The organism is Micromonospora sp. NPDC023869 (assembly GCF_055559695.1).
The window spans coordinates 75,030-88,098 of sequence record NZ_JBVHKD010000006.1; the positions used below are offsets into that span (position 1 = coordinate 75,030).

The 13,069-nt window shown below is 69.9% G+C and carries 9 protein-coding genes; 3 read left to right on the top strand and 6 right to left on the bottom strand.

Features of this window, described 5'->3' with window-relative positions; all coding sequences use genetic code 11:
• Window positions 1-356 precede the first annotated feature (356 nt).
• Window positions 357-1,724: an extracellular catalytic domain type 1 short-chain-length polyhydroxyalkanoate depolymerase gene (locus tag ACZ31C_RS18355; RefSeq protein ID WP_465796305.1), complete on the top strand. Its 1,368-nt coding sequence runs from the start codon at window positions 357-359 to the stop codon at window positions 1,722-1,724.
• A gap of 604 nt (window positions 1,725-2,328) precedes the next feature.
• Entirely contained in the window at window positions 2,329-3,702 is a 1,374-nt protein-coding gene (locus ACZ31C_RS18360; protein ID WP_465796306.1) for a glycoside hydrolase family 10 protein, read from the top strand.
• 77 nt (window positions 3,703-3,779) lie between these two features.
• Here the strand turns inward: ACZ31C_RS18360 and ACZ31C_RS18365 are convergent, their stop codons facing one another.
• The 3 genes from ACZ31C_RS18365 to ACZ31C_RS18375 all read right to left on the bottom strand — a co-directional run bounded on the left by ACZ31C_RS18365 (window position 3,780) and on the right by ACZ31C_RS18375 (window position 8,157).
• Window positions 3,780-4,769 carry a LacI family DNA-binding transcriptional regulator gene (locus ACZ31C_RS18365; protein WP_350696862.1) on the bottom strand — a complete coding sequence of 330 codons (990 nt, stop codon included), beginning with the start codon at window positions 4,767-4,769 and terminating at the stop codon, window positions 3,780-3,782.
• A gap of 412 nt (window positions 4,770-5,181) precedes the next feature.
• Window positions 5,182-7,269, bottom strand: a complete 2,088-nt coding sequence (locus ACZ31C_RS18370; protein ID WP_465796307.1) for a family 43 glycosylhydrolase — start codon at window positions 7,267-7,269, stop codon at window positions 5,182-5,184.
• 333 nt (window positions 7,270-7,602) lie between these two features.
• The gene (locus tag ACZ31C_RS18375; protein ID WP_465796308.1) at window positions 7,603-8,157 is read right to left on the bottom strand and encodes a MarR family winged helix-turn-helix transcriptional regulator; all 555 of its coding nucleotides are present in this window, start codon (window positions 8,155-8,157) and stop codon (window positions 7,603-7,605) included.
• 42 nt (window positions 8,158-8,199) lie between these two features.
• On the opposite strand from ACZ31C_RS18375, the gene pip reads away from it, so the two are divergent.
• Window positions 8,200-9,168 (top strand): prolyl aminopeptidase, encoded by a 969-nt coding sequence (gene pip / locus ACZ31C_RS18380; protein ID WP_465796309.1) that lies wholly within the window; start codon window positions 8,200-8,202, stop codon window positions 9,166-9,168.
• A gap of 85 nt (window positions 9,169-9,253) precedes the next feature.
• On the opposite strand, the gene araA is transcribed toward pip, so the two are convergent.
• The 3 genes from araA to ACZ31C_RS18395 all read right to left on the bottom strand — a co-directional run bounded on the left by araA (window position 9,254) and on the right by ACZ31C_RS18395 (window position 12,994).
• Entirely contained in the window at window positions 9,254-10,756 is a 1,503-nt protein-coding gene (gene araA / locus ACZ31C_RS18385) for an L-arabinose isomerase (RefSeq protein WP_131052426.1), read from the bottom strand.
• A gap of 27 nt (window positions 10,757-10,783) precedes the next feature.
• On the bottom strand, window positions 10,784-11,773 hold the full coding sequence (yjfF, locus tag ACZ31C_RS18390; RefSeq protein ID WP_396746813.1) for a galactofuranose ABC transporter, permease protein YjfF: 990 nt from the start codon (window positions 11,771-11,773) through the stop codon (window positions 10,784-10,786).
• Window positions 11,774-11,929: 156 nt separating this feature from the next.
• The gene (locus ACZ31C_RS18395) at window positions 11,930-12,994 is read right to left on the bottom strand and encodes an ABC transporter permease (protein WP_465796310.1); all 1,065 of its coding nucleotides are present in this window, start codon (window positions 12,992-12,994) and stop codon (window positions 11,930-11,932) included.
• Window positions 12,995-13,069: the final 75 nt, after the last annotated feature.

Consider the following 13,069-nt stretch of genomic DNA (forward strand, 5'->3'; position numbering starts at 1 on the left):
TCGACATCCCTCGTGTTGCTAGCGTGTTTCGCGACCGGCCACGGCACGCCCGAGAAGCCCGGCGACCGAGGACACGTTCGCCGCCGCGTCACCGCCGCCCGGGCAGCGGCCGACCGAAAATATCGATCAATCTCATCGTGTTGCTGGCGCTCTCGGCGCGACTCCATACTTTGGCTTGCGCGCGAGCCGCGAATCGGCACGAAAGTGTCATCGTCACGGCGAGGTGAGCGGATCCCCTCCGCAGGGCAGCACCTCCCGCATCGCGACGCCCGGTCCCCGCCCCCCGGTCGATGTCGGCTGACCCGACGTCCACCGTGCCCGGGTTCCGGCGTCGACCCCTATCACCGGAGGTGAACATGACCCGAACGAGAGCCGGGCTGCTGGCATCCCTGGCCACCGCGTTACTCCTCGCCGTGGCGGGCGTCGCCCTGTCCCCGTCACCGGCCGTCGCCGCGTCGCTGGTCGAGGTGACCAGCTTCGGCAACAACCCGGGCAACATGCGCATGCACATCTACGCGCCGGACAACCGGCCGGCCAATCCGGCGATCGTGGTCGCCATGCACGGCTGCGGCGGATCCGGCACCGGCTTCTACTCCAGCAGCGAGTTCGCCCGGCTCGCCGACCAGTACGGCTACCTGGTCATCTATCCCACCGCGACCCAGCAGGCCGGTTTCGGCAACTGCTTCGACGTGTGGTCGGCCGCCTCGAAGCGCCGCGACGGCGGCAGCGACCCGGTCTCCATCATGTCGATGGTCAGCTACGCCCAGCGGCAGTACGGCGGCGACCCGCAGCGGGTCTACGCCACCGGCAGTTCCTCCGGCGGCATGGCCACCCAGGCCCTGCTCGCCCTCTACCCGGACGTGTTCAAGGCCGGCGCGGCCTTCATGGGCGTGCCGTTCAACTGCTTCGCCAACGCCGCCGACTTCCCGCCGACCAACAGCCAGTGCGTCAACGGCCGGATGGACCGCACCCCGCAGCAGTGGGGCGACGCGGTGCGGCAGGCGTACCCCGGCTACAGCGGTCCGCGTCCCCGCATCCAGCTCTGGCACGGGACCAACGACACGCTCATCCCGTTCCAGCTCCTGCAGGAGGCGGTCGAGCAGTGGACCAACGTCTTCGGGTTGAGCCAGACGCCGACGTCCTCGGACACCCCGCAGGCAAACTGGAACCGGCGGCGGTTCGCCAACTCCTCCGGCACGGTCCAGGTCGAGGCGTACAGCATCCAAGGCGCCGGGCACACCCTGCCGTCGACGGGCATGGCCCGGGCCGCCATCGACTTCTTCGGCCTGACCTCCACCCCCACCACTCCCCCGCCCACCACCCCACCCCCGACCACCCCGCCGCCCACCACCCCACCTCCGACCACGCCGCCGCCCACCACTCCGCCACCGACCACCCCGCCGCCGGGCGCCACGACCTGCCGGGTGCAGTACTCGGCCGACTCGTGGAACAACGGTCTCGTCGGCACGGTGACCGTCACCAACAACACCCCGAACCCGGTCAACGGCTGGACGTTGCAGTGGACCTGGCCGAACGGCCAGCAGGTCACCAGCGCGTGGAACGCCACGGTGACCCAGAGCGGCAGCCAGGCGACCGCGCGCAACGTCGCCTGGAACGCCACGATCCCCGGCAACCAGAGCGTCAGCTTCGGTTTCCAGGCCACCCACAGCGGCACCAACAACCCACCCACCGGCTTCACCCTCAACGGGCTCGGCTGCCAGTGAGCGACGCCGGTCGACGACCCCGCTCACGCCACGACACGGGCGCGGCGACGTCGACCGGTGGTGGCACCCGGATCTGATCGAGACCCGACGGCGACCCGGCCGTCACCGAGTACGCGGCCCGGTGCCGCGGGCGCGCCACCCGCGCCCGTGGCACCGGGCCCGCTCGATGTGCTCGTGCTCATCCACATCACGCCCAGCGCCCGAGCGGACGCCGCCCGAACAGGCGACTTTCACATATTTACCGCTGTCACTTGAGCGTGTTATCGATAACATGCTAACTTCCGGTCGAGGGGTGCAGGGCACGCTCCTTCGAGGTCACCGACCCGGCCGGCAGGGCACGCCGGCCGATCTCCGCACCCGCCGGTGACCTGTCCGGGTCCGCCGCCACGGCGTCGCGCGCCGGCCACCTGATGTGGACCGGGCCGCCTGGACCGCGCAGGCAGCACCGATCCCGCTCATGGCGGCCGGGTCACCCGCGCGCGTGCGAACACCACCGATCACACCAGCACCCGACGGGTCGTGCCATGGTCGCCCCCGGGTGTGGTCGCCGCTCGTTCGTCACACGGACCGAGAGGCGCTCCGACCACCACCAGAGAGGTCTGTCATGAATCACAGATCCACCGACGACAGGGGCCCGGTGATCCGACCGCGCACCCTGCTGCTGGCCCTCGCGGCGGGCGCCGCGCTGGTCGCTCCCACCGTGCTGGTCGCCCCGGCGGCCAACGCCGCCGCCAGCACACTCGGCGCGGCGGCGGCCCAGAGCGGTCGCTACTTCGGCGCCGCCACCAACTCGTTCATGCTCAACGGTCAGCACGCCACGATCCTCAACCGCGAGTTCAACTCCATCGTGGCCGAGAACGAGATGAAGTGGGACGCCACCGAACCGCAGCAGAACGGCTTCAACTTCACCGGGGGCGACCGGCTCGTCGCGCACGCCCGGGCCAACGGCATGTCGGTACGCGGACACGCCCTGGTCTGGCACGCCCAGCAGCCGGGCTGGGCGCAGAACCTCTCCGGCACCGCACTGCGCAACGCCATGACCAACCACATCACCCGGGTCGCCGGCCACTTCCGGGGTCAGATCCACTCCTGGGACGTGGTGAACGAGGCGTTCGCCGACGGCGGTGGCGGCGGCCGGCGTGACTCCAACCTCCAGCGCACCGGCAACGACTGGATCGAGGTCGCGTTCCGGACCGCGCGGGCCGCCGACCCGGGCGCCAAGCTCTGCTACAACGACTACAACACCGACGGGGTCAACGCGAAGTCGACCGGCATCTACAACATGGTGCGTGACTTCAAGTCCCGTGGGGTGCCGATCGACTGCGTGGGCTTCCAGTCGCACCTGGGAACCACGCTGTCCAGCGACTACCAGGCCAACCTGCAACGCTTCGCCGACCTCGGCGTGGACGTGCAGATCACCGAGTTGGACGTGGCCCAGGGGTCCAACCAGGCGAGCATCTACGAGCGGGTCACCCGCGCCTGCCTGGCGGTGGCCCGGTGCACCGGCATCACCGTGTGGGGCGTACGGGACAACGACTCGTGGCGGCGCAACGAGAACCCGCTGCTCTTCGACGCGAACGGCAACAAGAAGCCGGCGTACCAGTCGGTGCTCAACGCGCTGAACAGCGTCAGCGGACCGAACCCGACCACCCCGCCGCCCACCACCACCCCGCCCCCGCCGACCGGTGGCGGATGCACCGCGTCGGTGTCGCTTAACTCGTGGAACGGCGGCTTCGTGGCCACCGTCAAGGTCACCGCCGGCAACTCCGCGATCCGTGGCTGGACGGTGCGGGTCGCGCTGCCCGGCGGGACCGCGATCACCGGCACCTGGAACGCCCAGGCCAGCGGCAGCAGCGGCACGGTGAACTTCGCCAACGTCGGCTACAACGGTCAGGTCGGCGCCGGTGGCAGCACCGAGTTCGGCTTCCAGGGCACCGGAACGGGCCCGTCCGGCACCCCCACCTGCACGGCGAGCTGATCACCCACCGACAGCGGGTCCGGTCCGGCATCGCCGGGCCGGACCCTGGCTGTCCGACGGGTACGCGCCGGACCGCCTCAGCGGGCCGGCGGCTTACCGACGCTCTGCCGGGAGACCAGGGTCGGCGCGACGGTCTCCCGCAACGCGCCCCCGCTGGCCGACTCGATCTGGGTGAGCAGCATCTCCAGGCTGGCCCGGGCCACCGCGTCGAAGTCCGGCCGCACGGTGGTCAGCGGCGGGATGAAGTACGCGGCCTCCGGCACGTCGTCGAAGCCGACCACGCTGATGTCGTCCGGCACCCGGCGGCCGTGCTCGTGCAACGCCCGCAGCACCCCGAGCGCGAGGTGGTCGTTGGCGGTGAAGACCGCGGTGACGTCCGGCATCCGGGCCAACATCTGCCCGCAGCGGTAACCGGCGGCGGCGGACCAGTCCGCCGGCACCAGCGGTGGGATCTCCGCCCCGGCCGCGAGCAAAGCCTCCCGCCAGCCCTCGATCCGGCCCGCGCTGTCGAACCAGTCGGACGGACCGGAGACGTGCCACACCGTACGGTGCCCGGCTTCGAGCAGGTGCTGGGTGGCGGCCCGGGCACCGGCGGCCTGGTCCACCGTCACCAGCGGCATCGGTCGGCGCGGATCCCCGTCGACGGTGACCAGCGGCACGTCCTTCGGCAGGCGCTCCAACGCCTCGCCGGCCGACTCCACCGGCGCGATCACCACGATGCCGGCGACCCGGTGGGCCAGGTGCCGCTCCACCGCCGCCGAGATGGACCGGTGGTCGAGGTCCCGGACGCTGCCCACGCTGACCGCGAAGCCGGACTCGGCGGCGACCTGTTCCAGCGCGGTGAGCAGCGATGCCGGACCGTAGAGGGTGGTGTTCTGGGCGACCACCCCGATCACCTGCGAACGACCGGTGACCAACGCGCGCGCCGCCCGGTTGGGGCGGTAACCGAGCTCGGCGATGGCCGCCTGGACCCGCAGTCGGGTCTGTTCGCGGACGTTCGGGTGGCCGTTGAGCACTCGTGACACCGTCTGGTGCGAGACACCAGCGAGGCGAGCCACGTCCGTCATCGCAGGATCGCGTACGGCCATCTCAGACTCCCCGCATGTCGGTCGGCGCCGAGACCGGTCGACGCTGACTGGAACGGCTAGGGTACAAAGATCCCCTCTCGCGGTACCCACACCGGCCCGTGCCGTCCGAGTGGAGAGCGCTCGATCACGCACAGTCTACGTCAGCGCCGATCCCGATCGGTGCCAGGCCGTGGGCCGAGTCCGCGTCGCGCCGAGGGCTTCGGCATCCGACCCGGTCGACGGCGTACACCGGGGATCCCGCATGACGTGCTGTACCGGGACGCGGGTGGTGCCCGGCCGGTCGCCGGGCACCACCCCCTCGGTCACCGGAGCGCGGTGACCGTCCGTACCGGCGGGCGGCGCGGTCGGAGGTACGCGCCGCACCCGCCCCGAGGGCAACCTGACATCGAGGTCAGGGCGTGGCCAACTCGAAGCGTCGCACCGTCACCGCACCACCAAGGGCGCTGGTGGCGAAGTTGAAGATGCCGAACCGGTACCCCATGAAGAACGTCCAGTTGTTGTTGAGCGTCAGGGCGTTGCCCAGCGAGACGAAGTTGACCCCGTCGGTGCTGTACGAGAAGCGCGCCTGCCGCCCGGAGCCGGGTCTGATGTCCGCGTTGGCCCGTAGCCAGATCCGGCCGCCGGAGACCGCGGCACTGGCGATCTCGCTGCCGGTGCTGGTGGTGCTCCAGTTGCTGCCCATGGTGAGGCCGTTGGTCATCACCACCCGGGTCGCCCCGTTGTCGCGGCGAACACCGATCCAGGCCGAGTTGTCCCGCAGCATGGCCAGGCCGGTGCGGTCCCCGTCGCGCATGGTGGAGTAGTCCAGCTCGACCGTCGCGGTCGAGGTCGGGCCCTGGATGCGGTGCGTGACGGTGTTGCGGGCCCGGTAGAGGTCGTTGGTGACGGTGGCGGTCTGCAGGCGCAGCCCGTTGTTCACCGAGAACCGGCTGGTGTCGGGGTTGTGGTTCCACTCCCACTGCACGCCGAGCTGGGTGCCGGCGAACGTGTCCACGCCGGTGAGCGGCTTGACCGGTCGCAGCGGCAGCGGGTTGGGGTAGTTCACGCCCCACGCGCCGTTGACCGTCTGCACCTGCGGCCAGCCGTCGGCGGTCCAGGTGATCGGCGCCAGCGTCGGCATCCGGCCGCCCGGGTACGCGTCGGTGAACGCCATGTAGTACCAGGCGCCGTTCTGGGTCTGCACCAGTCCGCCCTGGTGCGGCACACCGCCGCCGGAGATCGGCCCCTGCATGTTCAGCAGCACCTGCCGCTGCTCGTACGGGCCGAACGGGCCGTTGGTCGACTTGAGCACGTACTGGCCGTTGGCCGGACGGGTCAGCCAGATGTAGTAGGCGCCGTTGCGCTTGTAGAAGCGCGCGCCCTCCAGCGTGCCGATGCTCGACGGCGTCTGGTAGACCTGCTGGGCCCGCACCTGGGAGCGTCCGTCGGCGGAGAGCTGCGCCACGCTGATGGTGCCGTTGCCGTACGCGACGTACATGGTGTCGTTGTCGTCGATCAGCATGCCGGCGTCGTAGTAGCAGTTGGGAATGGTGGCGTGCCGGCTCCAGGTGCCGTCCACGGCGGAGGCGGTGTAGATGTGGGTCTGGGCGAAGTCGATGCAGCCCGCCCAGTAGTACGTCCGGTTGCTGGGCCGGTAGTTCAGCGTCGAGGCCCAGATCCCGTTCACGTACGCGTGCTGCCCACTGGGCAGGTCGTATTTGGTGCCGAAGTCGAGCCGGGGCACCGAGTGTCCGGCGAACTCCCAGTTCACCAGGTCGTACGAGCGCAGCACCGGCGCGCCCGGCGAGTAGTGCATGGTCGAGGCGGACATGTAGTAGACGTCGCCGACCCGGATGATGTCGACATCGGCGAAGTCCTGCCAGACCACCGGGTTGGTGAAGTTGCCGCCGGGGGTGCCCGGGTTGCCGGTGTCACCGACGCGCACCAGTTGCCACTGCTGGTTGGTGCCGCCCCAGTCGTCGTACTGGACGATGTTGCCGCCGTCAGCGGTCGAGGCGTTCTGCACCTCCACCGCCTTGTTGCTGTTGCGGTTGATCAGACGGACGTGTCCGCCGTCGGAGTCGGCGAGCCGGAACTGCTGGTTGGTGCCGTTGCCGTCGCTCCACTGCACGATGGACGCGCCGTTGGCGGTGGAGAAGTTGTAGACGTCCAGCACCTTGCCCGAGTGCCGGGACTTCAACCGGTAGTAGCCACCGCCGGAGTCGACGAACTGCCACTGCTGCTGATTGCCGTTGTTGCGCGTCCACTGGGCGATTCGCGCACCGTCGTTCGTGGCCAGGTTGTACACGTCCAGGGCCTTACCGCTGTTGCGGTTCACCAACACGTACCACGCGTTGGTGTCGACCGTCGCCGCCGCGGCCGGCGACGGTGCGACCGCCACCAGCGTGCCGCCCACCACGACCGCCGCCACCGCCGCGACGGCCCGGGACAACCACCCACGCCGACGCGGAACGACGCGGGGGACCTCGAAGGTACCCATGATCCTCCTTGGGAGAAGAGAGCCGAGCGACCACAGGGGACGGTCGCGGGGTAGATGCGTCCCGCGTGGTGTGATCGCTAACAACCGCCGCCGTGCCCACGTGCGGCGTCGTGATCGTTTGCTGCGAAGCGGAGCGCGCCTGGCCCGGCCGGCCGCAGATATCGTCCGTCTTCACTATCGACTGTGAGCGATAACAGATCCTTAGTCAAGACGTAACACCGACGACTTGCGCGGGGCCGGATCACGCACCCGGACACGACGAAGCCGTCGCCCGACGGGGCGGCGCGAAGGTGTCGTCCACGCCGGGCGGTGTGGCGGCAGGGATCGCGCCGATCACCGTCGACGCGACGGGTCCGGCGGGCCGTCTGCGCGGCGACCGCCCGCCCCGGCGGCCCCGCCCCGAACACCGAGCAGGCCAGGGTCGGCAGCGATGATCCGGTCGCGCATCGGGCGTCGGGCGAGCGCGGCCAGCGCCTCGTCCACGAGCACGTGCAGCGGCATCGACAGCTCGGCCTCCAGCTCGCGGGTCGCCGTGGTGGTGGCGGCGACCTCGGCCCGCAACGCCGGCAGGACCCGCCGCCCCTCATCGGTGAGCGTGACCATCCTGGTGCGCGCGTCGCGGCCGGGGATCGTCTCCACGAGCCCGGCACGCGCCATCGCGGCAACCGTCTGACTGGCCGCCGAATGGGTCACGTCGATCGCCGTCGCGACGGCCCGGATCGAGCACGGCCCGTCGTCGGCCACCACCAGGAGAACCGGCGCGAACCGCGCGCGCAGACCGGGAAGGCCGATCTCGGCGTACACCTGGCCGATGCCGCCGTCGAGCAGCTCCATGAGCATGGCGAGTCTCGTGCCGAGGACGCCGGGACCGGGATCGGAGGTTGCCATGGCGGGTACTGTAACAGCGCTGTCATATCGTGAGGAGCGCACATGATCGAGCCGTACGACACCGGGATGCTCGACGTCGGCGACGGCAACCAGGTCTACTGGGAGGTCAGCGGCAACCCCGAGGGCGTACCCGCCGTCGTCCTGCACGGCGGTCCCGGCAGCGGCAGCACGACCCGGCACCGACGGGCACTCGATCCGGAGCGGTTCCGCGTCGTGCTGTTCGACCAGCGCAACTGTGGGCGCAGCACACCGTCGGCGGCCGACCCGAGCACCGATCTGCGCGCCAATACCACCGCCCATCTCGTCGCCGACATCGAACGGCTGCGCGAGCACCTCGGCATCGCCCGCTGGGTCGTGTACGGCGGGTCGTGGGGCGCGACGCTCGCGCTGGCGTACGCGACGAACCATCCCGACCGGGTACGCGGGATAGTGCTGGTCGCGGTGACCATGACCCGACGGTCCGAGGTGGACTGGTTGTACCGGGGCGGCGGGCGGTTCTTCCCCGAGGCGTGGCAACGATTCGTCGCCCACGCGGGTCTGCCGGGCTACGCGCTGCCGACCGACAGCCAACCACCGATCGAACCGGTCCTGCTGCGCTACGGCCAACTCCTCGCCGACCCGGACCCGGCGGTGCGGGAACGGGCGGCCGAGGAATGGTGCGCGTGGGAGGACGCGCTGATCTCCGAGGAGAGCAACGGCAGACCCGGCCAGTACTCCGCCGGCGAGCTGCGACAGCGGCTGACCATGACCCGGATCTGCGCGCACTACTTCGGCAACGGCGCGTTCCTGGCCGACGGCGAGATCCTGCGCGACGTCCCGAAGCTGACCGGCATCCCCGGTGTGCTGGTGCACGGCCGCAACGACGTGAGCGGACCGGCGATCACGCCGTGGGAGATCGCGCAGGCGTGGCCCGAGGCACGCCTGCACGTCGTCGGGAACGCGGGGCACACCGGCAGCGAGACCATGCGGCGCGTCCTGTCCGAGGCGGCGGACACGATGGCGCGTACCTAGGAGACCCGACCCCGCGCCACGGGGGATGCGGGCGCGTGCGTCGGTGCCGCCCATGGGCGGCACCGACGCACTGCGGGTGCCGAGGTCAGAAGCCCCGGGCGAGGCGGTAGTACGCCTGGTTCCAGCGCAACTCGTCGGCGAACCGGCGAGACTCGGTGTTCGCGTCGATGACGACCAGCTCGGTGCGGCTCATCTCGGCGAGGTCATGCAGCTCCTCCACGCCCACCGCGTGCGAGAGCACGGTGTGGTGCGGGGCGCCGGCGGTGATCCACGCCTCGGCCGATCCCGCCAGGTGCGGGCGGGGCCGCCACACCGCCCGGGCCACCGGCAACCGCCGCAGCGGCTGCGGCGGGGGCACCACGTCCACCTCGTTGGCGACTAGGCGGAACCGCTCCCCCATGTCCGCCAGACCGAGCACCACCGCCGGTCCCGGCTCGGCGTCGAAGACCAACCGGACCGGGTCCTCCCGACCGCCGATGCTGAGCGGGTGGATCTCCACGTTCGGCTTGTCCGCGGCGATCGTCGGACACACCTCCAGCATGTGCGCGCCGAGGATCAGCTCCTCGCCCGGCGTGAGGTCGTAGGTGTAGTCCTCCATGAACGAGGTGCCGCCCTGCGCGCCGGCCGACATCGCCTTGAGCGTGTGGACCAGCACCGAGGTCTTCCAGTCGCCCTCGCCGCCGAAGCCGTAGCCGTCGGCCATCAGGCGCTGCACCGCGATGCCGGGCAGTTGACGCAGTCCGCCGAGGTCCTCGAAGTTCGTGGTGAAGGCCCGGAACCCGCCCGCGTCCAGGAAGGTCCGCATCCCCAGTTCCAGCCGTGCGGCATACCGCAGGGAGTCGTGCCGCTCACCGCCGGGACGCAGCTCGGCGGCGACCCGGAAGGTGTCGTCGTACTCCTTGACCAGGTCGTCGATCTGCGCGTCGGCGACCTCGTCGACCACCCGCACCAGGTCGTTAACCCCGTAGGTGTTCACCGAGACGCCGAAGCGCAGCTCCGCCTCGACCTTGTCCCCCTCGGTCACCGCGACGTCGCGCATGTTGTCGCCGAACCGCGCCAGGCGCAGCGAACGCATCGCCGACCAGCCGATCGCCGCCCGGGTCCACGAGCCGACGCGGGTGACCACACGCGGGTCGCTGACGTGACCGGCGATGGTCTTGCGGGCCACCCCGAGCCGGGTCTGGATGAAACCGAACTCCCGGTCGCCGTGGGCGGCCTGGTTCAGGTTCATGAAGTCCATGTCGATCTCGTCCCAGGGCAGCCGGACGTTCGCCTGGGTGTGCAGGTGCAGCAACGGAGTACGCAGCGCGTCCAGACCCGAGATCCACATCTTCGCGGGCGAGAAGGTGTGCATCCACGCGATGACCCCGACCGCACCCTGCACCGCGGCGTCCCGACAGACCTCCAGGATGTCCGCGCTGGTGGTCAGCACCGGCTTCCAGACCACCCGGGCCGGGATGTCCGGCGAGTCGTCGAGCAGGGCGGCGATCTGACGGGACTGCTCGGCCACCTGCCGGAGGGTGTCCTCGCCGTACATCGCCTGGCTTCCGGTGAGGAACCAGACCTCGGGTTCAGGATGCGTTGCCATGGGAGTTGCCTTCCGCGAGAGGGGCGGTCACTTGTAGCGGATGCCGATGAGGCGCTGGAGCAGGATGAACGCGAAGAGCAGGCCGCCAATAACGATCTTGGTCCACCAGGAGTTGAGGCTACCGTCGAACGTGATCAGCGTCTGGATCACGCCGAGCACCAGCACACCGAGCACCGTGCCGAAGACGTACCCCGATCCGCCGGTGAGCACCGTGCCACCGATCACCACGGCCGCGATCACGTCGAGCTCCATCCCGATCCCGATCAACGGCGCCCCGGAGAGCGTGTAGAACGAGAGCAGGATCCCGCCGATCGCCGAACACAGGCCACTGATCGTGTAAACCGCGATCCGGGTACGCCCCACCGGCAGCCCCATCAGCAACGCCGACTGCGGGTTGCCGCCGATCGCGTACACGTTGCGACCCAACCGGGTGTACGCCAGCACGTACGCGCCGATGAGCACCACCGCGAACGCGACCAGCACACTCACCGAGACGAAGTTGCCGCCCGGATTACCGATCCGGTACTGCGCCATCGTGGTCCAGAAACCGTCGGTGATGCGGATCGACGAGTCACTGATGAACGTACACATGCCCCGGGCGAAGAACATCCCGGCGAGTGTCACGATGAACGGCTGGATGTCGAAGAAGTGGATCGCACAGCCCATCAGGAACCCGAGCGCCGGCCCGATGAGCAACGCGATGACCAGCACCAACAACGCGGGCAGGCCAGACTGGAGCAGCCACGCCGAGACCATCGCCGTCATCGCGACCACCGACCCCACGGAGAGGTCGATGCCGCCGGTGAGGATCACGAACGTCATCCCCACCGCGACGACGAGGAGGAAACCGTTGTCGATGAAGACGTTGAAGATGACCTGGACGTTGGAGAAGGCCCGGTACTGGGACACGCCGATGGCGTACATGACCAACAGCAGGGCCAGCGTGGCCAGCACCGGCACGTGCCGCCGGGGCAGCCGCGCCCAGCTCGGCCCGGTGGTCAACGACGTGCTGCTCATGCCGTCACTCCGCTTCGCTGCGTGCCGCCATGAGACTCCATAGCACTGAACCGAAGATTCGCTCGCTGCCGCTCACTCATGCCGTCACTCCGCTTCGCTGCGTGCCGCCATGAGACTCCATAGCACTGAACCTGATGATTCGCTCGCTCCGCTCGCTCATGCCGTCACCTCCTCCTTCTGGCGCTGCGGCGTCGGGGCCGGCGGGGGTGGGGTGCCGCGCTTGCGGCGGTTGAACTTGGCGCGGAACGCCGGGGCCTGAATGAGGCAGACCGCGATCACGACGACCGCCTTGAACAGCAGGGCCGTCTGCGGCGAGATGTTCATGGCGTACACCGTGGTGGTGAGCGTCTGGATGATCAGCGCGCCGAGGATGGTGCCGCTGAGATAGAAGCGCCCGCCGGCCAGCGCGGTGCCCCCGATGACGACCGCGAGGATGGCGTCCAGCTCCACCCAGAGGCCGGCGGCGTTGCCGTCGGCACTGGACACGTTGGCCGTCATCATGAAGCCGGCGACCGCCGCGCAGGCCGCGCTGACCACGTAGACCAGGAAGACGATCCGGCCCGACCGGATGCCGGCCAACCGGCTGGCCTCCCGGTTGCCGCCCACCGACTCGATGATCATGCCGAGCGCGGTACGGCGGGTGAAGGCCGCGACCAGCAGCGCCGCGCCCAACGCGATGAAGATCGCCAACGGCAGGGTGAGGAAGTGGCCCAGGCCGATCGCCCGGTACGGCCCGGAGTTGATCGTGATGATCTGACCCTCGGTGATGAGCTGCGCCAGTCCGCGACCGGCCACCATCAGGATCAGCGTGGCGATGATCGGCTGAATACCGATCACCGAGACCAGTACGCCGTTCCAGGCACCGAGGACCAGCGCCACCCCGAGCGCCATCGCCAGCGCGGTCGCCACCGTGACGAAGCTGTTCTGGTCCGGCGCCTGACTGATGTGCAGGCAGGCGATGGCACCGCTGATGGCGCAGATCGACCCGACCGAGAGGTCGATGCCGCCGGTGGAGATGACCAGCGTCATGCCGAGCGCGACCAGGATCAGCGGCGCGCTCAACCGGAGGATGTCGATCGGGGTGCCGTACAGGTGGCCGTTGTTCATCTCGATCGACAGGAAGCCGGGGCGGTAGATCGTGTTCGCCGCCAGCATCACCACCAGGACGGCGATCGGCCAGAACAGCCGGTGCCCGAGAAGGGGCTTGATCCGCTCGCTCATGACGACACTCCGCTCCGCTCCGTGCCGCCATGAGGCACCACCACACTGAGCCCGACGATTCGCTCGCTCCGCTCG